Raw genomic sequence first — 24,000 nt, 5'->3', positions numbered from 1 at the left:
AAATTGCTAATTGATCAATGTCTTTATAATGAAGCTCTATTTCCGGATTTATTCCATCGTATAATTTATATGTTCCTTTCCCGTAAAAATGACTTTTAGATGTTTTATTTTCATATAAAACTAAAGTATCCTTCTTGTGAGGAGCTTCTACACAACAAACGGAAGGATAGTAATATAAAAATTTGAAGGACTATTTTCATACCGGATTCAAACCTAACAGGTTTTTGAAACCTGTTAGGTTTATTTTCAACCATTAATAAGAAGTTATATCTCACAAAATATTTATTCAATTTTATAAACATAATCATTACGGATATATCTGGTTCTATCTTTCAATTCTGCAGGAGAAAATATTGTTCCATCAATCTCAACACTTTTAATCCTATATCTCCAGCTTCCATTATGGCTTTTGTAAATTTTTGTTGTTGAATTCGGATAAAGTTCAATAACAATGGAAGAATCTCTCACTTTTATTTTATCAAGAGACTTTGGATTTTTGATTTTATAAAAAGAACGGGGTGACAGTATTCCATTCTCATAATTAAATCCAAAGTTTCCGGATTCACTGTCAATTGCTTTTGAGACCGGATAATTATAATTGATCTTTATTACTTTTTTAGTTCCCGTAAGATTTTGAATATAAAAATCAGTTATCCAGGAACACCCCGAAAATATAAGGATACAAATGCAGCTTAACAATCCCGTGATCATTACCTTTATGCTCATTATTGTTTAGATGGTTTTTGTAAAAATAAACAGAATACTTTTAACTTATCCATTTATCCAAAAAAAACGCACCTTTTTTCTAAGATGCGTTTTTTTAAATATTTTAATCCAAAATTACATGGTCTCCATTTTGAAGCTCATGCTTTCGATTACTTTTAGAATTGCTTCTACCGTATCCATTGAAGTTAAACAAGGAACACCATTTTCCACACTCATTCTTCGGATCTGGAATCCGTCTCTTTCAGCTTGTTTACCTTTTGTCGTAGTATTCACAACATACTGAACTTTTCCTTTCTGGATCAGGTCGATAAGGTTTACACTTTCTTCTCCGATTTTATATCCTATTTTGCAAGGAATACCTTTTTCTTCGAAGAACTTTGCGGTACCTTCTGTTGCCCAGATTCTGAATCCTACTTCATGGAATCTTGCTGCCAGATCAGCCGCTTCTTCTTTATGCTTGTCTGCTACGGTGAACAAGATCGATCCGTGCATCGGAACTTTTCTTCCGGCTGCAACCAATCCTTTGTAAAGAGCCTTTTCCAGCGTGGTATCTTTTCCCATAACCTCTCCTGTAGACTTCATTTCAGGGCCTAAAGAGATGTCAACTTTCGTTAGTTTAGAGAAAGAGAACACAGGAACTTTCACAAATACGCCTTCTTTGTTTGGAACCAAGCCGTGCTTGTATCCGAGATCTTTCAGTTTTTGTCCTAAGATTGCCTTTGTAGCAAGGTTAGCCATTGGAACCTCAGTGATTTTAGATAAGAAAGGAACTGTTCTTGAAGAACGTGGATTAACCTCGATTACATATACATTTCCTTCGAAAAGAACATACTGGATATTCATCAATCCGATTACATTCAATCCTTTTGCTAATCTTTGGGTATAATCAACTAAGGTGTCGATTTCGCTTTGAGAAATATTCTGTGGAGGATATACCGCGATGGAGTCTCCGGAGTGAACTCCCGCTCTTTCAATATGTTCCATAATTCCCGGAATCACCACTGTCTCACCGTCGCAGATTGCATCTACTTCGATCTCTTTTCCTACCATGTATTTGTCAACCAAAACAGGGTGTTCAGGGCTTGCTTCTACCGCATGCTCCATATAATAAGCCAACTCAGCTTCTCCATATACAATCTCCATTGCTCTACCTCCAAGAACGTAGCTTGGACGTACCAATACCGGATAACCAATTTCATTGGCAATTTTGATTGCTTCTTCTTTTGAAGTCGATGTTCTTCCTTTTGGTTGAGGAATTCCCATCTCCTGAAGAGCTTTTTCAAATTTATCTCTGTTTTCAGCTCTGTCAAGATCTTCCAGTGAAGTTCCCAGGATCTGTACTCCGTGAGAGGCTAATTTATCTGCAAGGTTGATCGCAGTCTGTCCTCCAAACTGTACGACTACTCCTTTTGGTTTTTCAAGCTCAATGATGTTCATTACATCTTCTTCCGTAAGTGGCTCGAAGTATAGTTTATCTGAAATGGAGAAGTCTGTAGAAACTGTTTCAGGGTTATTGTTGATGATAATCGCTTCGTAACCCATTTCTTTGATCGCCCATACTGAATGAACAGTAGCGTAGTCAAACTCAACCCCCTGTCCGATTCTGATAGGACCGGAACCTAATACAATGATCTTTTCTTTATCAGAAACTACACTTTCGTTCTCTTCTTCGTAAGTCCCGTAGAAGTAAGGTGTTTCACTTTCAAATTCAGCAGCGCAAGTGTCTACCATTTTATAAACCGGCATCACTCCGTTTTCTTTTCTGAAGTTGAAAACCTCACGTTCTTTTACATCCCAAAGAACTGCGATATTGATGTCTGCGAAACCTAATCTCTTCGCTTCAATTAATGTTTCTTTATCAAATTTATTTTCAGCGATAACTTTTTCGAAATCAACCAGTTTTTTAAGCTTCCAGATGAAGAATTTATCTATTTTACTCCATTCTACAATTTGTTCCCAGTCGTATCCTCTTCTTAAAGCATCTCCGATAATAAATAATCTTTCATCATCACATACTCTGATTCTTCTTTCAATTTCCTCAGCAGTAAGTGCTTCAGCCTGTTTGGTTTTTAATCCTAAATGTTTAATTCCTGTTTCTAATGAACGGATTGCTTTTTGTAAAGATTCTTCAAGGTTTCTTCCGATCGCCATTACTTCCCCTGTCGCTTTCATCTGAGTAGAAAGTCTTCTGTCTGCCGTTTCGAATTTATCGAATGGGAATCTCGGGAATTTTGTTACTACGTAATCAAGAGCCGGCTCAAAACATGCGTATGTTTTTCCTGTTACCGGGTTCATGATTTCATCAAGCGTTAATCCTACCGCAATTTTTGCAGCAATTTTTGCAATCGGGTACCCTGTTGCCTTACTTGCCAGAGCTGATGAACGGGATACCCTTGGGTTTACCTCGATGATATAGTAATCAAATGAATGTGGATCTAAAGCTAACTGTACGTTACATCCTCCTTCAATTCCTAGGGCTCTGATGATTTTTAAAGAAGCATTTCTCAATAACTGGTACTCTCTGTCTGAAAGGGTCTGAGAAGGTGCCACCACGATAGAGTCCCCAGTGTGAACTCCTACGGGATCAATATTTTCCATGTTACAAACTACAATGGCGTTGTCGTTTGCATCACGCATTACTTCGTATTCAATTTCTTTGAAACCTGCAATTGATTTTTCGATAAGACACTGGGTCACCGGGCTGTGCTTAAGACCCAATTCTGCAATCTCCTTCAATTCAGCTTCAGTAGAGGCGATACCTCCTCCTGTACCTCCCATTGTAAAGGCAGGACGAACAATTACAGGATATCCGATGTTATCTGCAAAGGCAAGAGCTCCTTCTACTGTGTTTACGATGTCAGATTCAGGAACCGGTTCGTTCAGTTCTCTCATCAACTCACGGAAAAGATCTCTATCTTCCGCTCTGTTGATGGCAGAAAGCTTAGTTCCTAATACTTCTACCTTACATTCTTCAAGAATTCCTGATTTTTCCAATTCAACCGCCATATTCAAACCAGTCTGTCCTCCAAGCGTTGGTAGTAACGCATCCGGACGTTCCTTTCTGATGATGTGGCTTACAAATTGTAATGAAATCGGCTCGATATATACTTTATCAGCGATTTCCACATCTGTCATGATTGTTGCAGGGTTTGAGTTGATCAAAATTACCTTGTAGCCTTCTTCTTTCAAAGACAGACAAGCCTGCGTTCCTGCGTAATCAAATTCAGCTGCCTGACCGATGATGATAGGTCCTGAACCGATTACTAAAATTGTTTTTATATCTGTACGTTTTGCCATTTTTCTTTTTTTAGATACAAGATGTTAGATGTCAGATTTCAGACTTCCAACAGGATGTTTTACATTTTTAAATTAGATTTGAATGTATAAATCATTCTTTGAATTTCATTCAGATTTGATATTAAGCCATTGACTTTTTCTGCTTCAAGTAAATTTAATTCTCTGGTTAAAATTAATTGTGTCTGTAACTCAAAAGAGGATGCATTTGCTATTCCAAGAAAATGATAAAATTCTCTATCATTATTTCTTCCTGCTCCTTCGGCTATATTTGAAGGAATAGAGATTACAGACCTTTTAATTTGAGAAATCAAACCAAACTTTTCATCTTTAGGTAACTCCGCACAAATGATATAAACCTGTTTTGCAAGTTCTATAGATTTCTGCCAAAAAACCAATTTTTCAAAATTATGCATGATAAAGTCTGTTATCTGATGTCTACTATCTGAAGTCTTTCTTACTTTTTAAAGTCCTCCATCATTTCGATGAATTCATCAAATAAGTAGTTTGCATCTTCAGGACCAGGACTCGCTTCAGGATGATACTGAACAGAGAAACAAGGATGGATTTTATGTTTTAATCCTTCGTTGGTTCTGTCGTTCAAAGCGATGTGCGTTTCGATAAGGTCTGTTCCTTTTAAACTTTCCTGATCTACTGCATATCCATGGTTCTGAGAAGTGATGGCTACTGTATTTTTTTCTAAATCCAATACAGGGTGGTTTCCTCCTCTGTGTCCGAATTTCAGTTTAAACGTTTTTGCTCCACAAGCAAGACCGATTAACTGGTGCCCTAAACAGATTCCAAAGATGGGAACTTTTCCTAATAATCCTCTGATCATTTCTAAAGCGTGCGGTACATCTTCCGGGTCACCAGGACCGTTTGAAAGCATGATTCCATCAGGGTTCATCAATAAGATCTCTTCTGCTGTAGTATCCTGAGAAACCACAATAATATCACAGTTTCTTTGAGATAACTCTCTGATAATTCCAAGTTTTGCTCCGAAATCTACCAGCACCACTTTGAAACCTCTGTTTGGATTAGCATATGGTGTTTTTGTAGAAACTTCTTCCACCTGATTGGTTGGGAAATTGGTTTCTTTCAATTCTGTTGCTACAGCATTTTCATCAGCATCAGCATTCACAATTTTCCCTTTTACTACTCCTGAATTACGAAGAATTCTTGTCAGTCTTCTTGTATCAATTCCTGAAATTCCTGAAAGGTTTTTCTTTTTAAATAATTCATCTAAAGTGATCTGAGTACGGAAATTGGAAGGAAGATCGCAAAGTTCTTTTACGATAAGCCCTTTGATTGCCGGCTCGATACTTTCATAATCATCACGGTTAATACCATAATTTCCGATCAGCGGATAGGTCATACAAACTATCTGACCACAGTAAGACGGGTCAGAAATCAATTCCTGATACCCTGTCATTCCGGTATTGAAAACTACCTCTCCTGCAGTTTCCAATTCTGCTCCGAAACCTTCTCCATGAAACACTTCACCGGACTCCAGTATTAATTTTTTCTTCATTTTTTCTATTTAGATTTTCTATTTTTTATTAACAGGTCGCTCCTACGGAGCTCACTAATTGTTTGTTTTTACCAATTCATCAATAAGACTCACTGGCTATTAACAGGTCGCCTCTACGAGGCTCTTTGGTCTTTTCTTTTGCTCTTATTTAAAAGTATATCCTTTGCTTTCTAACGCTTCCTTTAAAATGGCCATTCTTGCGAAGACACCGTTTTGCATTTGTTTGAAGACTCTTGATCTTTCGCATTCCACAAGATCAGAATCAATTTCTACTCCTCTGTTGATGGGGGCAGGGTGCATGATGATCGCATCTTTTTTCATCGCTTGTTCCCTTTCTTTAGTCAGGCCATATCTTTTATGATAATCTGAAGCAGTAAAGCTCATGGCAGCATCATGTCTTTCATGCTGAATTCTTAATAACATCAGAACATCTACTTCACCGATCAACTCATCTACTGACATATAAGTTCCGTTGATTAAGGCTCCTTCGTCAAACCATTGTTCCGGCCCTGAGAAGTATACTTTAGCACCTAACCTTCTTAAAGCTTCAGCATTTGAGTTGGCTACACGACTATGCTTTACATCTCCTACAATTCCAACTTTTAATCCTTCAAATGTTCCGAATTCCTGATAAATGGTCAACAAATCAAGCATACATTGTGAAGGATGATTTCCTGTTCCGTCTCCTCCATTAATTACCGGAATATTGATATTTTTTAATTCTTCAAAATATCGGTCTTTCTTATCACGGATCACGACTAAGTTGACTCCTATGCTTTCAATCGTCTTCACCGTGTCGTAAAGACTCTCTCCTTTGTTTACCGAACTGTGAGAAGCATCAAAAGGAACAACCTGCAGTCCCAGTTTTCTTTCTGCAACATCAAAACTTGTTTTCGTTCGTGTACTGTCTTCGAAGAAAAGGTTTGAGCAAAAAACTTCTCCTTCAATTTTTGCAGTTTTACCGTTTGCAAAAGCCAGCGCTTCTGTTAGTATACTGTTGATTCTCTCGGTACTTAGTTCTGTAATCGTAAACATAATTCTTATTTTTGGGCATAAAAAAAGCGAAGACAACAATCTTCGCTTAATAACAATAAATATCGTAAAGGGCGCTTTCGCCCGGTAAATCTAATGATATAAATGCTTTTTTATTCATTAGGTGCAAAGATATAACAATTTTATGAACCTACAAAAATTAAGTTTAAAATAAATTTAAAAACCAGAGTCCTTCCTTATTCTCATTTAAAATTAATATTTTTGTTACAACTCAAATCAGTTCTATGGATTTAAAAGACAAAATGATTCTCAGCATTATTCAGGAAGACTCTACATTATCTGTTAAGGAAATCTCCGAAAAGATTGGTCTTACCTTTACTCCTACGTATGAAAGAATCAAACAATTGGAGAAACAGGGAATTATTCAGAAATATGTGGGTCTTTTAAACCGTGAAAAGCTGGGTCTGAATATTGTCGTCTACTGTAATGTGCGACTAAAAGAACAATCCAAGAAAGTATTGGAAACCTTTGAGAAAAACATTTCCAAATATGATGAGGTTCAGGAAATCATCAGTCTCTCTGGCGAATACGATTATATGCTGAAAATTATCGCAAAAGATATCAATTCCTATAATGAATTTGCAGTGAGTGTTATTTCAAACCTCCCTAATATTGGACAATACCACAGCTCTATTGTACTTCACGAAGTAAAGAAATCGACCAAATTCAAAATTGACCTGGAATAATCTTTTAGAATTCGAAAGCACGTTACAAAAAGCACTTTCTTTACATAACGTATTTTTTTGACTTGCTGAAAATCTTTGATTTTCTTGCACCTTAAAAATAATCCAGATAATTATTCCTTGCATCTTTTTGCTTCCCAACATTTTATAATCTTTATTTTGCTATAAACGCCAAGGCACAAGAGATTTTACATGTTTTATGTTATAAGATACAAAGATTTTCTCCGATAAAATTTATGCCTGCGTAGCTTTCAAAAATCAACCATTGAATTCAAAGAGCGGAATAAAATCCAACCATTAAGATACCTTAAGCTGTTAAGATGTATAAGATTAAGATTTATTTCACAACGAAAAGGCAGCGGGCTAAAAAAGATATTTTTTTAGTTTCTACTGATTTGGCTTAAGTATTTCTATAATCTCAATGGTTCAGATTCTAACCCAATAATTTATTTTTCAGTTTATTAAACTGATATTCTATTTTATCCAGGCAAAGGTTTCCTAAACTTCCCTGATGGGTATGATCAAGATCTCCGGGTTCAAACTCAAACTCATTGTTTTCGATCTCCTGCCCTACTTTCACATAGGCATCACGGAAGGAACTTCCACTCTTTACCTCTTCATTGATTTTCTCTACACTGAAAAGATATTTATATTTTTCATCCTCAAGAATTCCATCTTTAACCTGGATATTCGGTAAAGTATAGCTTAAAATTTCCAGGCATTCTTTTAAAGAGTCGATTGCCGGGAAAAGGATTTCTTTCGTTAACTGTACGTCTCTGTGATATCCTGAAGGAAGATTATTTGTCAACAAAATAAGCTCATTCGGTAAAGACTGGATTCTGTTGCATCGCGCACGAACCAACTCAAAAATATCAGGATTCTTCTTATGTGGCATGATGCTGCTTCCTGTGGTAAATTCTTTCGGAAAGCTGATGAAATTAAAATTCTGACTTAAATACAGACAAACATCATATGCAAATTTACCCAGCGTTCCTGCCAAAGTCGCCATTGCCATCGAAAGGAGTTTCTCCGATTTCCCACGCGTCATCTGAGCATACACCGAATTATAATTCATCGACCGGAAACCTAGGTTATATGTCGTACTTTCACGATTGATCGGGAAAGAGGAACCGTAACCTGCCGCCGAACCTAATGGGTTTTTGTTGATGATATTCTTCGTTGAAAACAACATTTCAACATCGTCTAACAAAGCTTCTGCATAGGCTCCAAACCACAATCCGAAAGACGAAGGCATGGCAATCTGCAGATGGGTATACCCGGGAAGCAGAACATTTTTATGCTGATCTGCCAATTTGATTAAAATCTGGAAAAACTCATCTGTCAATGCTGTTATTTCACGGATTTCATCCAGAAGATACAATTTAATATCCAATAAAACCTGGTCATTTCTTGATCTTGCCGTGTGAATCTTCTTTCCTGTGTCTCCCAATTCTTCAATGAGAATTGCTTCTACCTGAGAATGGATATCCTCAGCTTCTTTATCAATTTCAAAACTACCATCTTCAATTTTATCAAGGATTGTATTTAAGACATATAACATTTGCCCGGATTCTTCCTGAGAAATAATCCCTGTTTCTGCCAACATTTTACAATGGGCCATTGAACCTTTAACATCATATTTGGCTAAACGTTCGTCGAAGTCAAGATCTTTTCCTACGGTAAAGTTATTGACTAATATATTGGTGGCAAGGTCATCCTTCTGCCATATTTTTTTCATAACATATGATTTATTAATTGGTTTTGACATGCCCAGCAAGGCATCCTTATTATTAACTATAAAAAAACATTTCCTTATTCAAAGTCTCATTTCTAATGGTAATTTTTGCATAAATCTTTATTAAAAATGTCAACTTTTCTGCCTGCTGAGCGTAGTCAAAACATATATTGTTGATTCTAGAATTCAGATATCAGACATCAGAACCTTTATTTTCATCTGATATCTGGTTTCTGACATCTCTATAAAACTTTTTCCAAAATCCGGATATAGATTTCTATCCCTTCCTCTATTTCATTGATATAGATGAATTCATCCGCCGTGTGAGAGCGCCTACTGTCTCCAGGTCCTATTTTCACCGATGTACATGGAATAATGGCCTGATCCGAGGATGTTGGCGAACCATAGGTTGTCCTTCCGATTTCAAGACCTGCTTTTACAAATGGGTGATCCATTTCAATTTTTGAGGAATTCAACCTGAAAGACCTCGCCGTAAGGGTAGATTTCATTTGAGACTGAATGATTTCAAAAGCTTCCTGATTGGAATACTCATCCGTTACCCTTACATCCAATGTGAAATTACATGACTCGGGAACAACGTTATGCTGGACTCCTGCATGAATTCCTGATAAAGTAATTTTAACTTCACCCAGATATTCCGAAACTTTTGGAAATTTAAAGTTTAAAATATTCTGCAAATCCTGCATACATTTCACAATTGAATTGTCATCGTTAGGATGAGCAGCATGAGAAGGAGTACCTTTCATTTCTCCATCAATCACCAAAAGACCTTTTTCTGCAATCGCCAGATTCATCTGCGTGGGTTCTCCTACAATAGCAAGTTCTACATTGGGTAGCTGCGGAAATAAAGCTTCGATGCCATCAAATCCTGAGATCTCCTCCTCTGCCGTCAAAGCAATAACTAAATTATATTGTAAATCTTCTTTGTGATAAAAATGTAAAAAAACCTGCGCCATAGAAACCAGAGAAGCTCCTGCATCATTACTCCCCAGCCCATACAACTTTCCATCCTTTTCTACTGGTACAAACGGATCAAGTGTGTACGCTTTATTAGGTTTTACCGTATCATGATGGGTGTTTAATAAAACAGACGGTTTGAATACGTCAAAGTTTTTATTCACTGCCCAGATATTATTTTTAAAACGCTTGGTCGGAATCTGATGTTTTTTAAAAAAGTTCTCAATTTCTACCGACGTATTGAATTCATCTTTACTGAATGAAGGAATCTCAATCAAATTTTTAAGCAATCCGACCGCATTATTCAATAATTCTTCTTTATTATAAACAGATTTCAGTTCCTGCATGATGATTCTCTATATGGTTTTTTAATTCTGTTTCTTTAATCAGAAACACTTTATTTACATTATTTTTTATCGCTCCAAGAGCGTTTTCAAGTTTGGGTAAAATCCCTTTGTGCAGCTTTCCTTCTTCCTTCAATACGGTAAATTCTTCTTCAGAAACCGTTTTGATTAACGATTCGGGGTCATTTACATCTTCCAGCACCCCTTCTTTATCAAAGCAATACAATAGCTCAACTTCATATTTTTCAGATAATGCCTGTGCCATTACAGAAGCAATAGTATCTGCATTGGTATTGAAAAGATTACCCTTTTTATCGTGTGTAATTGCTGAAAATACAGGAATAAGATCCAGTTTAATCAGTTTTGAAAGCAGCTTTCTATTCACACTTTTCTTATTGATATCTCCAACAAATCCGAAATCAATTTCCGGGTGTTCTCTTTTCTTCGCTTTGATCAGATTTCCGTCTGCACCAGAAAAGCCGATGGCATTGCATTTTTTCTGTTGAAGCTTTTCTACAATATTTTTATTGATTCCCCCGGCATAAACCATTGTTACAATATCCAATGTTTCCTTATCGGTAATTCTCCTTCCATTGATCATCTTCTGCTCAATTCCCAGCTTATCAGCTAAAGTCGTCGCTAACTTTCCTCCGCCGTGCACAAGGATCTTTTTTTCTTTGATATCGGAAAACTGATCTAAAAACTGATCCAGTAATCGTTCATCATCAATGAGCGCTCCGCCAATTTTTATGATGTATATTTTCTGTTTCATTTTTATTTTACATTAGAACTAATTAGGAATGGATTCCTATCTTGGGGTTAAATCGTCCCTTCGGGACTTTATATACTGTCTAAAATTTCACTGAAAACGGCTTGCGCTGAGAAAATACGATTCTTTGCCTGTTGGTAAATAATTGAATTTTCTCCATCCATTACTTCATCGCTTAATTCAACATTACGACGAACCGGCAGGCAGTGCATTACTTTTGCGTTGTTTGTATTGGCCAGTTTTTCTTTAGTCAGCATCCAGTCTCCTTTAACTTCAGGCATTGCGGCATAGTCGTCAAAGGATGACCAGTTTTTAACATAAATAAAATCCGCATCTTTTAAGGCTTCATCCTGATCATGAATTACTTTTGTATCTTTTGTAAAAGCCGGATCCAGATCATATCCTTCCGGATTGGTAATCACCAGCTCAACATCCATTTCCTGCATCCACTCTGCAAAAGAGTTTCCTACGGCATGAGCAATCGGTTTGATGTGCGGCGCCCAGGTAAGAACTACTTTTGGTTTATCCTCTTTTTTCCAGTTTTCAGTAATGGTAATACAATCTGCCAAACTTTGAAGCGGGTGACGTGTTGCAGATTCCAAAGAAATAACAGGCACTTTTGCATGTTTTTCAAACTGGCTCAGAATGCTTTCATTGACATCGTCTTCTTTACTCTTCATTCCCGCGAAACAACGTACAGCAATGATATCACAATATTGATTCAAAACTTCAATAGCATCTTTGATGTGTTCTACGGTATCCCCGTTCATTACTGCTCCGTCAGCAAATTCAAGATTCCAGGCTTCCTGGGCTGCATTTAACGTCAAAACATTTAATCCTAAGTTTTGGGCCGCAATCTGACTGCTTAAACGGGTTCTTAAACTTGAATTTAAAAATACAAGTCCAATGGTTTTTCCCTTTCCTTTTTCTGTTTCAGAAAGTGGATTTGCTTTGATTTCTAAAGCTTTTTTTATGATTTCCTGTAAGTTTTCTATATCACTTACAGCTGTGAATTTTTTCATTTTGAATTGATTTTAAAGATTTCCGCGTTCATAATTCTTGTTGAGATTTTACTTAGCAATTGGAAAGAGTTGTCATTCTGATGAAAGGGGGAATATTATTTTGTACAGTTTTTATATCCTTCATTTCAGCTTGCTTTTTCAGAATGACAAACAAACATTTTCATTATATCCTCTTCTCTTTTGCAACTTTACTCTTTCGCATTACCTATTTTTTAATATCTCTCTCAACGCGTTGATAAAAAGATCCGTCTGCTCTTTTTTGATATTCAATGCCGGAAGAATCCTTAAAACACTTTTATCATTTGAGTTTCCGGTGAAAATATGATGATCAAACAGTAAGCTTTTCCTTACTTCTGAACAGTCACTGTCCAGCTCTATTCCGATCATTAATCCTTTCCTTCGGATCGATTTAATATGGGGTAAATCTTTAATTTCGTTTTCAATATACTCGCCCATTTGTTGAGCATTTTCAATGAGGTTTTCTTCTTTCATCACATCCAATACCGCAATTGAAGCGACACATGCCAGGTGATTTCCCCCGAATGTAGTACCTAGCAAACCATTGCTTGCCTCAAATTTCGGATGAATTAAAACCCCACCAACAGGGAACCCATTCCCCATTCCTTTTGCGGTTGTAATGATATCCGGTTCAATTCCGAATTCCTGATGTGCAAAGAAATATCCGCTTCTTCCGTATCCCGATTGCACCTCATCCAGAATCAATACCGTGTTATATTTCTCACACAAGTCTTTGATTTTCGATAAGAACTCCGGTGTTGGAATCATAATTCCGCCTACTCCCTGAATTCCTTCGATGATTACGGAAGAAATTTCATTTCCATGAAGCTCGAAAGTCTTTTCAAGCTGCTCAATATCATTCCATTCTGATTTGATAAATCTTTCAGAGAAGTTGACAGGTGCAACAATTTTTGGATTATCTGTTACCGAAACCGCCGCAGAAGTTCTTCCGTGAAATGAACCTGAGAAATACAAGACTTTATTCTTTCCGTTATGGAAAGAGGCCAGTTTTAGTGCATTTTCATTAGCTTCAGCTCCTGAATTACACAAGAAAAGATTGTAATCTTCATATCCTGATAGTTTTCCAAGCTTTTCTGCCAGTTCCGTCTGCAATTCATTCTGAACGGAATTGGAATAGAAAGAAATTTTTTCCAATTGTTCCTTCAACTTAGTCTGATAATGCGGATGGTTATGTCCGATAGAGATTACCGCATGACCTCCGTAAAAGTCAAGATATTGTTCTCCTTTATCATCCCAAAGGAAAGATCCCTGAGCTTTAACCGGGTTTATATTGAATAATGGATATACGTTGAATAAATTCATGTCTTTTTAGTTGAAAATTGAAAGTTGAAAGTTGATCATTAATAGATAATCATTTCTCTTAATACCTGTAATCTATGATCCGCAACCTCCGACTTTATTAATACTTTTTACATTAACAGGTTTAAAATGCTATTGGTTTTAAATTTAATCCCGCATTTTCTTCCCAGCCCATTGCGATATTCATATTCTGTACCGCCTGTCCTGAAGCACCTTTTAACAAATTGTCAATCGCTGAATGAATAACGGCAACATTTCCACTCTTTTCGATCTGAATCACACAGCGATTCGTATTGACAACCTGCTTTAAATCAACCGCCCTCTGACTTACCGTCACGAAAGGCTCCCCTGCATAAAAATCCTGATACAATTGTTCTATTTCCTCCAATTCCATATCCGTCTTCATGGTGGAACTTGTAAAAATCCCTCTTGCAAAATCTCCCCGCCATGGAACAAAATTCAGGTTTACTTCTTTATTATTATATGAAATCAACTGTTGTAAAATCTCATCCACATGCTGGTGGGTTAAGGTTTTATACGCTGATATATTATCATTTCTCCAGGTAAAATGGGTCGTAGCCTGTAAAGACTGGCCAGCACCTGTAGAGCCTGTAATTCCTGTGGTAAAAACCTCATTTAATAACCCTTTTTCCGCTAATGGCAATAATGCCATTTGAATTGCCGTCGCAAAACATCCCGGATTGGCGATACTTTTTGCCCCCACCAGTTGTTTTCTATGTATTTCCGGCAATCCATAGATAAAATTTCTGTTTTCAAAATTTCCATCCAGACGGAAATCATTTCCAAGGTCAATAACCAAAGTTTCATCGTTAACGGGATTTTGAGTTAACCAGTTTTGACTTTCCTTATGGGGAAGACATAGGAAAAGAATATCAACCTCTTCTGTCTGATTGGTTAATACCTGATCACAAACCGTCGTTAAATCCGGGTACAAATCTGATATTCTTGTTCCCGAATTCGAACGACTATATAAAAAACTCAATGTCACATAAGGATGGAAAGCCAGTATACGAATCAACTCGCTTCCTGTATAACCGTTAGCACCAACTATTCCTATTGTTTTCTTCATATTTTAATCTGATAGGACTGCATCCTATCTTGTATTAAATCGTTCCTTCGGAACTAATTGATATTTTGGTTAATCTGGTGATATATATTTAAAGAATTACTTACAATCTTGGTATATCCTTTTACATCTTCTCCTGTCCATGCTCTGTTTGCTTCTCCATAGCTTCCGAATTGATCAGACATCAAATCGTGATCAGACTCAATTCCATTTAAAATAAATCGATATGGATGAAGGGTTACAAATACTTTTCCGCTTACGGTTTTCTGAGAATCCGTTAAGAAAGACTCAATATTTCTCATTACAGGATCCAGGAAAAGTGCTTCATGCAGCCAGTTTCCATACCAGTCGGACAACTGGGATTTCATCATTTGCTGATATTTTGAAAGCGTGTGCTTTTCCAATAAATGATGCGCCTTGATAATGACCGAAGCTGCAGCAGCTTCAAACCCTACTCTTCCTTTAATTCCCACAATCGTATCTCCCACATGAATATCACGCCCGATTCCGTAAGCAGAAGCTAACTCTTCAATTTTTTGAATAGCATATACAGAGTGTTCAAAACGTTCACCGTTCACAGCAATCACTTCTCCGTTTTTAAATTCAACTTCAAGCTCTGAAGGCTGAGTTTCTTTTATCTGAGAAGGAAAAGCTTCTTCCGGAAGATAATTTCTTGAGGTTAAAGTTTCCTTTCCTCCTACAGAAGTTCCCCAAAGACCTTTATTTACTGAATATTGAGCTTTATGGAATTCCATTTCATAGCCATGGCTTTTCAAAAACTCAATCTCCTCTTCACGGGACAAAGCCATGTCACGGATTGGCGTAATAATCTCTACATCAGGACACATCACCTGAAAAATCAGATCAAAACGAACCTGGTCATTTCCGGCACCTGTACTTCCGTGGGCAATAGCATCCGCATTCACCTCCATGGCATATTTTGCAATTTCCTGAGCCTGAATCGTACGTTCAGCACTTACAGAAAGAGGATAGGTATTATTTTTCAATACATTTCCGAAAATTAAATACTTCACACATGAATTATAATAATCCTCCTGAGCGTCCACGCACCTGTACTCCTTTACCCCAAGGTTTAAAGCTTTTCTTTCCAATTCTTTTTCCTCTTCTTTCGAAAAACCTCCGGTATTTACAGTAACTGCGTACACATCATACCCTAGTGTTTCACTAAGATATTTAGCACAATAGGAAGTATCCAAACCTCCGCTAAACGCTAAGATGACTTTCTTGTTCATTGTTATATTTAATTTCTGGTTGCTTATAGGCAACACCGTTTACTTTATTATTGTCAGGAACGAAAAGCATTGCTGTACAAAGACAGTTTTTACGTTCCTTCATCATTAAAATTTCATAATTCACACAGTTCTTACAACCGTTCCAAAACTCTTCATCCTGAGTCAGCTCAGAATAAATAACCGGCTTATACCCTAAATCACTGTTGATTTTCATTACCGCAAGACCTGTTGTCAACCCAAATACTTTTGCTTCCGGGTATTTTTCTCTAGATAACTGGAAAACTTTATGCTTGATCTGAGTAGCTACCCCCCCGTTCCTGAATTTCGGTGATACAATGAGTCCCGAATTGGCTACAAACTTTCCATGTGACCAGGTCTCTATATAACAGAAACCTACCCACTCTCCGTTTTCAGTGGCCACCACAGCATTACCCTCTGAAATCTTCTTACTCAAATATTCGATAGAACGTTTTGCGATCCCCGTTCCTCTACGCTGTGCAGAATCATACATTTCCTGCTGTATTTCACTCACATACATTAGATGTTCGCATGAGGAAATTTCTATTTCCATTTATTTATCTAAATTTTTTGGCAAATTTAAAATATATTTTCTTTTAAATGCAAATAAAAAAGATATTTTTTTTGTTTTAAAAAATTACGCAGGTAAAATTATCTTTACACAAAAATAAATATTTGCTAATTTATTATATATTTGCTAAAATACTATAGTTATGGAAAACACATGTCCGAAATGCAACAGCAGCAAAGTGGTAAAAAGCGGGATCATTAATGAAAAACAACGCTTTCGCTGCAAGAATTGCAACTATTATTTTACGGTAAAAAAACTGGGAAAACAGATTGATGACTACTACGTCACTAAAGCCCTACAGCTTTACCTGGAAGGCTTAAGCTACCGTGAAATTGAAAGGATCATTGGTGTTTCTCATGTCACTATCAGTTCGTGGATCAAAAAATACAACATCACAAGACCCCCTCATTCTGAATTTCATCCTGTCTATAAAATTCTCAAGCAAAATGAGCTTATTGAGTATATTGCACAGGAAGAAAACATTAAAAACTCAGGGATTATTATCACTCAATTTGCAGATAAATATATGCTAATCAAATGGGAAAGGTTTAAAAAATAGATATGAGTTCCGGAATGCGGGGTGCGCGTTGCGGGATATAAAACACAGAGTAATACACTAAATATCAACAATCCTTGAATCCCAAGCTTTGAATCTTATACCTCGTAACCTGGGTCGCAAAACCCGGATCCCGGAACCCGAAACTCATAATCAAACAAATCATAACTATAGCATTACCACTAATATATATTAAATTTTCGTAAATAAATTATTAATTACAATTTGGCATTCACAAAAAACAACGCCAAAAATTGATAATTTATGAAGAAATTACTTACATTCATTGGAATAGCTCTAATCAGCGGATCCTTGTATTCGCAGGGTTCTCCTGATTATGGCAGCGGATTAAAAGTTAACCTTAATCCTGCCGGAGATAAATTTATCAGATTTATTCTCTGGGATCAGCTTTGGTTACGAAACACCTCTATGAATCCCGGAAGTATGGTTGGAGGTGAACCCACAGACAACTCCTGGAGCATCGGAAACAGACGATTACGCGCTCTGACTTACGCCCAGATCTCCAAAAGATATATGATTCTCCTTCATTTTGGAATCAACAACCAAACCTTTATCAATGGCGGAGCAACAGGAACCACAGGCACCGGAGGATACGGAAACGGAAAGAAAACCCAATTGTTCTTTCATGATGCCTGGAATGAGTATGCAGTTATTTTACCTGGAGAAGCCGGAAAATTCAGTTTATCTTTAGGAGCAGGACTTCATTATTACATGGGACTTTCCCGTATGACCATGGCTTCAACACTAAACTTCCTTACCATCGACTCGCCTGTTTTCTCATGGCCCCTTATCGATAATTCCGACCAGTTTGCCAGACAGCTTGGAATGTTTGCCAAAGGAAAATACGGAAAACTGGAATATCGTTTTAGCTTAAACAAGCCATTTGCTACAGATCTTACCCCTGTGAATGTCACCGATCCTTCAAAAGCTGTTGCGGTAGACAACAACGGAAACCCAAGCTTTTCAAAGGCAGGATATGTTGAATATCAATTTCTTGACGAAGAATCCAACACCCTTCCCTTCAAAGTTGGCTCTTATCTGGGAACTAAAAAAGTGTTCAATGTAGGTGCCGGGTTCTATCATCAGGCAGACGGTACAAGAACATCCGTGAATTCAACTATCGAAAAACATGACATCACCCTTTTCGCTGTAGATGCTTTTGCCGACATTCCACTGGGGGAAGCAAAAAATAAAATGGCCGTTTCTGCATATGCCGGATATTACAACTACAATTTCGGCCCAAAGTACGTCAGAAATCTTGGAACCATGAATATTGCAGCTTCAGATCCTAATTTTATCGGCAATAAAGCCATTGCAGGACCGGGAAATCTGCAACCTACCATCGGAACAGGAAATGTTATCTACGCACAGGCCGGTTTACTATTGCCAAGTCAGGCTGAAAAGCCAAAAATCAGAATACAGCCCTTTGCAGCGTATACCCATAAGAGCTTCGAAGCTTTTGACAAATCATCTTCCCAATTCGATGTAGGTGCCAACTGGTTTATTGATGGGCATCATGCAAAAATTACGACCCAATATTCAACAAGGCCGGTTTACACAAGCCCTACAGAGAGCCCTTCTTCAAAAGGAGAATTTATTGTACAATTTCAAATCTATTTATAAAATAATTTGAACCATTAAGAAAAGTTCAGCTTCATCAAAGATGAAAAATAAGCATGCAGCTTAAAAAACGTAAGCGATCATCTTAATTATCCTTAATCCCTTAAAAAGTCTTAATGGTTTAAAATAAATTTCAAACCTCTTACAATTTCGCATGCATTAAATATCATTTTTTATTAACATCAAAATCAATCCATATGAGCGAAAATCACCACGAAAGCTACGAAAATATGACCGACCGGCAGAAAAACCGCACCATCTGGGGCGTTATTACCGCCTCATCACTCGGCACCCTTATTGAATGGTACGACTTCTATATTTTTGGAAGTCTGGCAGTTGTTCTGGCCACCAAGTTTTTCCCTGCAGATAATCCCACAGCAGCATTTTTATCAACATTAGCCACTTTTGCCGCAGGATTCGTGGTAAGACCATTCGGGGCTTTATTTTTTGGAAGACTCGGAGATATTATCGGCAGAAAATACACCTTTCTGGTTACTTTATTAATTATGGGATTTTCTACATTCCTGATCGGATGCATTCCCAGCTATGAAACCATAGGCTTTATGGCTCCGGTTTTAGTTCTTATTTTAAGACTTTTACAAGGATTAGCACTTGGAGGAGAATATGGAGGTGCGGCCACTTATGTTGCTGAGTATGCACAACCTCATCGAAGAGGATACTGGACGTCATGGATTCAGACCACAGCAACTGCAGGGCTTTTCATTTCGCTGATCGTTATTTTAATTACCAAAACCACCCTCTCTGCTGAAGAATTTGATACCTGGGGATGGAGAGTTCCATTCTGGATTTCCATTTTAATGGTTGCCGTTTCTTACATCATCAGAAAAAACATGAAAGAATCTCCTCTTTTTGCGAAAGCTAAAAGTGAGGGAAAAACTTCAAAAAACCCTTTAAAAGAGAGTTTTGGAAATAAATATAACTTTAAATTCGTTCTACTGGCTCTCTTTGGAGCAGCGATGGGACAAGGAGTTATATGGTACACAGGACAGTTCTATGCAATGAGCTTCCTTCAGAAAGTAATGAATGTAGAATCTGCACAGGTAGACTCATTAATGGCCACTGCCTTATTTTTAGGAACACCATTCTTCGTATTTTTCGGTTGGCTTTCTGATAAAATTGGTAGAAAAGCAGTGATGATGACCGGTATGCTGGTCGCCATCCTGGCCTACAGGCCTATTTACGACAGCATGTTTAAAAGCGTTAGTCTTGAAAGTAAAACCATAGCTGCTAACGGAATTACCGAAAAAAGAACAGCAAAAATTCATAAAGATATTGCGACTGACAGCCTGATTACCTTCCATAAAGAAACATTGTACACCGACGGAACACTGATCAAGAAAGACAGCATCACCCATTGGTCTTCTACCGGACCGGTTATGAAAGATGGAAAAGCTGAAGAGCCAAAGGTTTCGCAAAGCTTAAAATTAAGTGACGACACCAAATGGTATCTCATCTTTTTAGTATTTATTCAGGTGATTTTTGTAACCATGGTATATGGACCTATTGCAGCATTCCTTGTAGAAATGTTCCCGGTGAGAATCCGTTACACATCAATGTCTTTACCGTATCACATTGGAAACGGGGTGTTTGGAGGACTTCTCCCGGCAGTAGCCACTTATCTGGTGACCACAGGAAAAGACGCGGGCCATGCCACCTGGTATCTTGAGGGACTCTGGTATCCGATCGGAGTTGCTACGGTGTGTTTGATCATCGGATTGTTTTATCTTAAAAATAAGAACAATAATCTTCACGATTAAACACTGAATCATTCAAATTTTTATTAATTTTAAAACTACTAAAATGAACGGACTAAAAAAAATATTAGGTATTCTCTGGATTGCTATCGCTGTGGTGGTAGGGTATTTCGGAATTACAGTACTGGGTATCCCGAAGATTTCTTCAGGAAAGCAGGAAGACCTGGTTTTCGGGATCATCATCCTGTTTGTACTGATGCCGATTATCTCGGGCGGGCTGGCTGTTTTTGGTTATTATGCATTAACCGGAGAATATTCTGACGACAAAATATAATTAACAAAAGCGAATGATAATTGATGAACGACACAACCCTCAGTTCATCAATTATCTTTTTATCCATCATCAAAGTATGAAAAAGAGACACGAACAAAAACTGATTATCCTGAGCATCGGATTAATGATTGCTTTCAGTATACCCATTTCCCTTCTTTTCAACAGCGAAAAGGAAGTTTTCGGGTATCCGATGATTTTAATCTATTTGTTTGCCGTCTGGATGATTTCTATTCTCATTTCATTTACCATCGTAAAAAAGCATGATGAATAGTTTCGCATTATTTTTTGTGGTTCTTTTTTATCTGGCTCTTCTGTTCTTAGTGGCTCATCTGGCTGAGAAGAAAAGAAGTAAGCTTTGGATTAATAACCCGTACATCTATGCTCTATCACTAGCTGTGTACTGCACCGCATGGACATATTACGGGAGTATCGGTGTAGCCGCAACAAGCGGACTCAATTACCTTCCTATTTACATTGGCCCCATCATGATTATCCCGGCATGGATTTATATTAATACAAGAATTGTGAGAATTTCCAGGGTCAATAAAATCAGCAGTCTGGCAGATTTTATCTCTTTACGGTATGGCAACAGCAGAAGTCTCAGCGCCATCATTACCATTGTTTGCCTGCTGGCTATTGTTCCCTATATCGGACTGCAAATCAAAGCAATTTCGGAAACATTTCACCTGGTGACAGAAACTGCTATGTCTAAAGATATTCTTACTGACAATGCAACATTTGTAGTGGTGTTGATTGCCTTATTTTCGTCCTATTACGGAACACGGTATGTAGATGCTTCGGAAAAACGTTTGGGAATTATTTCAGCAATTGCTCTGGAAAGTTTTTTAAAGCTCTTCTTCATTATCATCCTTGGCTTTTTTGTAATTTATTACGTATTCGACGGGTTTTCGGATATTTATCAAAAGGCCAGCCAGTTTGAAGATTTTAAAGAAAAAAATACTTTCAACGGAATTGAAGGTGCCATGAACTGGATGGTTTTATGCATGATTTCCGCAACGGCAATCTGCATCCTTCCAAGACAGTTTCACACAGCAATCGTTGAAAACAGACAGGAGAAACACATCAGAACAGCCATCTGGTTTTTCCCTCTTTATCTGTTGATATTTACCGTATTTATTTTTCCAATTGCATGGGGCGGAAGATTAATTTTTGACGGACAAAAGGTCAATCCGGAATTCTACTCTATTTTAATTCCACAACATTTTGACAACACTTTAATTACCGTTTTTGTTTTCCTTGGAGGATTAAGCTCCTGTATTTCGATGATTATTATTTCAGCCATCACTTTATCTATTATGCTTTCCAACAACCTGATTATTCCTTATGGTTTACTTGGAAAGTTTAAATCTGAAAGTGAGGAACAAAATACAAGAAACATTACCAATATCCGGAAGTTCAGCATTTTTGCCCTGATCATTATGGCTTTTGTTTTCTATAAATATTTTATTTTAAAAACATCATTGGATTCTGTAGGCCTCATTTCTTTTGTCATTATCGGACAGCTGGCTCCTGCATTTTTCGGAGCTTTATTCTGGAGAAGAGGAAGCTACAAAGGAGCTGTCACCGGACTTGCTGCCGGATTGGTCATTTGTTATTTCGGATTGATTATTCCGCAATATTACTTTTCTTACAACCAGGAACTCAAGGGGATCTTAAGAGAGATGTACGATGGTTTTGGGTTTTTCGCCATTCCTTTTCTGGGAAGGATTCCTCAAATTTTCTTTTGGTCTATTTTAGTGAATACAGGTTTATTTACCATTGTTTCGGTAAGCACAAAAGGAAATTACAGGGAACGGAATTTTGCAGAACTCTATGTAGACATTGACAAATATATTCAAAATCATGAAAATGCTTTTATTTGGCGTGGAACCGCCTATGTTTCGGATATTAAAAATATTCTTGAACGATTTTTGGGTAAAAATAAAACAGAACAAGCTCTCCGGATTTTCAATTTAAAATATAATATTGATTCCCAAACTGAAACTGCAGATTCCCGGTTTATTAAGTTTTCAGAAAACCTTCTGGCAGGACGCATCGGTACAGCATCAGCCAAAATATTAATTGAAGGTGTAACTAAGGAAGACAAAATATCTTTAAAAGAAGTATTAAATATTCTTGAAGAATCTCAGGAAAACATCAGCTTAAATAAAAAGCTCACTGAACAATCTGAGGAATTACAAAAACTTTCAGACGATCTGCGAACCGCCAACGAAAGCCTTATCATTAAAGACCGCCAGAAAGATGACTTCCTGGATTCTGTAGCTCATGAATTAAGAACTCCGATCACCGCCATTCGCTCTGCCGGAGAAATTTTAGCAGATGATGACGATATCCCTTTTGAAATCAAACAAGAGTTTTTAAATAATATTATTACAGAGTCTGACCGGTTAAGTGAAATCATCAATGACATCCTTTATCTGGATAAGCTGCAACACGGAGAAATTTCTTTACATATTCAACAAGACAATATTATTGAAACGTATAAAAAGGCATTAAATCCACTTCTTCATCTGATACAGCAGAAAAATATTCATTTAAGTGAAGTTAATCTTTTAAATCAGTTTATATTTGAATATGATGAAGCCAGAATGATTCAGTTGTTTCAAAATATTTTGGGAAATGCCTTAAAATTTACAGATGAACAAGGGACCATTCAAACCAAATTATTTGAAAAAGACGAAAAATTAATCATTAGCTTCTTCAATACCGGGAAGCATATTCCTGAAGAAGATCTGGAAATGATTTTTGACAAGTTTTATCAATCCAAAAATCAAAATATTTTAAAACCTACAGGAAGCGGACTGGGACTTGCCATTTCTAAAAAAATTGTACAGGCTCACGGAGGAAACATCAAAGCTGAAAACAGCGGTTTAGGTGTTACTTTCACAATATGCATTCCGGGAAAAATAATAAAAGAGATAAAAGATGAAGTTGAACACCATTAAAACCCATTTATGAGAAAGATAATCATTGCCGATGATGAACACAAAATATTAATGTCCCTCGAATACAGTTTTAAAAAAAATGGCTATGACGTTTATATTGCACGGGACGGAACAGAAGTCCTTGATTTTTTAAAAACAATGGTTCCGGATGTTATTCTTCTTGATATCATGATGCCTAATCTTGATGGATACAGTACTCTGGATATTATCAAGCAGGATGAAAGATTGAAAGACACAAAAGTAATTTTCCTGAGCGCAAAAAACAATCCGAGAGATATTGAAAAAGGAATAGAAATGGGAGCCGACGCTTATGTAACGAAGCCCTACTCGATTAAAAAGCTGATGCAGCAGATTGAGGAGATGTTCTAGCTCCTCCGGCCCTCACC

At 37.2% G+C, this 24,000-nt stretch carries 21 protein-coding genes; 8 read left to right on the top strand and 13 right to left on the bottom strand.

Features of this window, described 5'->3' with window-relative positions; genetic code table 11:
* Nucleotides 1–282: 282 nt before the first annotated feature.
* The 5 genes from C1631_RS15080 to C1631_RS15060 form a co-directional block, all read right to left on the bottom strand.
* Nucleotides 283–726: a hypothetical protein gene (locus C1631_RS15080; RefSeq protein ID WP_109713113.1), complete on the bottom strand. Its 444-nt coding sequence runs from the start codon at nucleotides 724–726 to the stop codon at nucleotides 283–285.
* Nucleotides 727–840: 114 nt separating this feature from the next.
* Nucleotides 841–4,023, bottom strand: coding sequence for a carbamoyl-phosphate synthase large subunit (gene carB / locus C1631_RS15075; RefSeq protein ID WP_109713111.1), 3,183 nt, complete (start codon nucleotides 4,021–4,023; stop codon nucleotides 841–843).
* A gap of 59 nt (nucleotides 4,024–4,082) precedes the next feature.
* Nucleotides 4,083–4,436 carry a four helix bundle protein gene (locus C1631_RS15070; RefSeq protein WP_109713109.1) on the bottom strand — a complete coding sequence of 118 codons (354 nt, stop codon included), beginning with the start codon at nucleotides 4,434–4,436 and terminating at the stop codon, nucleotides 4,083–4,085.
* A 41-nt stretch (nucleotides 4,437–4,477) separates the two neighbouring features.
* Nucleotides 4,478–5,551 carry a carbamoyl phosphate synthase small subunit gene (locus C1631_RS15065; protein ID WP_109713107.1) on the bottom strand — a complete coding sequence of 358 codons (1,074 nt, stop codon included), beginning with the start codon at nucleotides 5,549–5,551 and terminating at the stop codon, nucleotides 4,478–4,480.
* A gap of 144 nt (nucleotides 5,552–5,695) precedes the next feature.
* The gene (locus tag C1631_RS15060) at nucleotides 5,696–6,586 is read right to left on the bottom strand and encodes an aspartate carbamoyltransferase catalytic subunit (RefSeq protein WP_103248618.1); all 891 of its coding nucleotides are present in this window, start codon (nucleotides 6,584–6,586) and stop codon (nucleotides 5,696–5,698) included.
* A gap of 242 nt (nucleotides 6,587–6,828) precedes the next feature.
* Here C1631_RS15060 and C1631_RS15055 point away from each other — a divergent pair, with 242 nt between their 5' ends.
* The gene (locus C1631_RS15055; RefSeq protein WP_109713105.1) at nucleotides 6,829–7,290 is read left to right on the top strand and encodes an Lrp/AsnC family transcriptional regulator; all 462 of its coding nucleotides are present in this window, start codon (nucleotides 6,829–6,831) and stop codon (nucleotides 7,288–7,290) included.
* A gap of 430 nt (nucleotides 7,291–7,720) precedes the next feature.
* Here C1631_RS15055 and argH read toward each other — a convergent pair whose 3' ends face one another.
* The 8 genes from argH to C1631_RS15015 all read right to left on the bottom strand — a co-directional run bounded on the left by argH (nucleotide 7,721) and on the right by C1631_RS15015 (nucleotide 16,384).
* On the bottom strand, nucleotides 7,721–9,025 hold the full coding sequence (gene argH / locus C1631_RS15050; protein WP_109713339.1) for an argininosuccinate lyase: 1,305 nt from the start codon (nucleotides 9,023–9,025) through the stop codon (nucleotides 7,721–7,723).
* 239 nt (nucleotides 9,026–9,264) lie between these two features.
* Nucleotides 9,265–10,347 carry a M20 family metallo-hydrolase gene (locus C1631_RS15045; RefSeq protein WP_061084298.1) on the bottom strand — a complete coding sequence of 361 codons (1,083 nt, stop codon included), beginning with the start codon at nucleotides 10,345–10,347 and terminating at the stop codon, nucleotides 9,265–9,267.
* On the bottom strand, nucleotides 10,322–11,116 hold the full coding sequence (argB, locus tag C1631_RS15040; protein WP_103249013.1) for an acetylglutamate kinase: 795 nt from the start codon (nucleotides 11,114–11,116) through the stop codon (nucleotides 10,322–10,324). Before argB ends, C1631_RS15045 begins: the two co-directional genes overlap by 26 nt.
* A gap of 68 nt (nucleotides 11,117–11,184) precedes the next feature.
* On the bottom strand, nucleotides 11,185–12,135 hold the full coding sequence (locus C1631_RS15035) for an N-acetylornithine carbamoyltransferase (RefSeq protein WP_109713103.1): 951 nt from the start codon (nucleotides 12,133–12,135) through the stop codon (nucleotides 11,185–11,187).
* A 201-nt stretch (nucleotides 12,136–12,336) separates the two neighbouring features.
* Nucleotides 12,337–13,476 carry an aspartate aminotransferase family protein gene (locus C1631_RS15030; protein ID WP_109713101.1) on the bottom strand — a complete coding sequence of 380 codons (1,140 nt, stop codon included), beginning with the start codon at nucleotides 13,474–13,476 and terminating at the stop codon, nucleotides 12,337–12,339.
* Nucleotides 13,477–13,597: 121 nt separating this feature from the next.
* Nucleotides 13,598–14,563 (bottom strand): N-acetyl-gamma-glutamyl-phosphate reductase, encoded by a 966-nt coding sequence (argC, locus tag C1631_RS15025; RefSeq protein ID WP_109713099.1) that lies wholly within the window; start codon nucleotides 14,561–14,563, stop codon nucleotides 13,598–13,600.
* 53 nt (nucleotides 14,564–14,616) lie between these two features.
* Nucleotides 14,617–15,813, bottom strand: coding sequence for an argininosuccinate synthase (locus C1631_RS15020; protein WP_109713097.1), 1,197 nt, complete (start codon nucleotides 15,811–15,813; stop codon nucleotides 14,617–14,619).
* Nucleotides 15,785–16,384: a GNAT family N-acetyltransferase gene (locus C1631_RS15015; protein WP_228441250.1), complete on the bottom strand. Its 600-nt coding sequence runs from the start codon at nucleotides 16,382–16,384 to the stop codon at nucleotides 15,785–15,787. The genes C1631_RS15020 and C1631_RS15015 overlap by 29 nt, the downstream gene beginning before the upstream one ends.
* Nucleotides 16,385–16,544: 160 nt before the next feature.
* Between C1631_RS15015 and C1631_RS15010 the strand changes: the two genes are divergently transcribed.
* From C1631_RS15010 to C1631_RS14980, 7 genes are all read left to right on the top strand, one after another.
* Complete coding sequence (locus tag C1631_RS15010) at nucleotides 16,545–16,961, top strand: IS1/IS1595 family N-terminal zinc-binding domain-containing protein (protein WP_109713095.1); 417 nt, start codon at nucleotides 16,545–16,547, stop codon at nucleotides 16,959–16,961.
* A gap of 261 nt (nucleotides 16,962–17,222) precedes the next feature.
* Complete coding sequence (locus C1631_RS15005; protein ID WP_109713093.1) at nucleotides 17,223–18,602, top strand: porin; 1,380 nt, start codon at nucleotides 17,223–17,225, stop codon at nucleotides 18,600–18,602.
* A 194-nt stretch (nucleotides 18,603–18,796) separates the two neighbouring features.
* Nucleotides 18,797–20,377, top strand: coding sequence for an MFS transporter (locus C1631_RS15000; protein WP_103249201.1), 1,581 nt, complete (start codon nucleotides 18,797–18,799; stop codon nucleotides 20,375–20,377).
* A 43-nt stretch (nucleotides 20,378–20,420) separates the two neighbouring features.
* Nucleotides 20,421–20,648, top strand: coding sequence for a DUF6814 family protein (locus tag C1631_RS14995; RefSeq protein WP_027372730.1), 228 nt, complete (start codon nucleotides 20,421–20,423; stop codon nucleotides 20,646–20,648).
* A gap of 76 nt (nucleotides 20,649–20,724) precedes the next feature.
* Complete coding sequence (locus C1631_RS14990) at nucleotides 20,725–20,919, top strand: hypothetical protein (RefSeq protein ID WP_103249202.1); 195 nt, start codon at nucleotides 20,725–20,727, stop codon at nucleotides 20,917–20,919.
* Nucleotides 20,912–23,614: an ATP-binding protein gene (locus C1631_RS14985; protein WP_165828315.1), complete on the top strand. Its 2,703-nt coding sequence runs from the start codon at nucleotides 20,912–20,914 to the stop codon at nucleotides 23,612–23,614. Before C1631_RS14990 ends, C1631_RS14985 begins: the two co-directional genes overlap by 8 nt.
* A 9-nt stretch (nucleotides 23,615–23,623) precedes the next feature.
* Entirely contained in the window at nucleotides 23,624–23,983 is a 360-nt protein-coding gene (locus tag C1631_RS14980; protein WP_109713088.1) for a response regulator transcription factor, read from the top strand.
* Nucleotides 23,984–24,000 lie beyond the last annotated feature (17 nt).

This window comes from Chryseobacterium phosphatilyticum (assembly GCF_002899825.2).
Classification (GTDB): Bacteria; Bacteroidota; Bacteroidia; order Flavobacteriales; family Weeksellaceae; genus Chryseobacterium; species Chryseobacterium phosphatilyticum.
The sequence above is the reverse complement of the archived record's forward strand: the minus strand, read 5'-3'. Positions and strand labels throughout refer to the sequence as shown.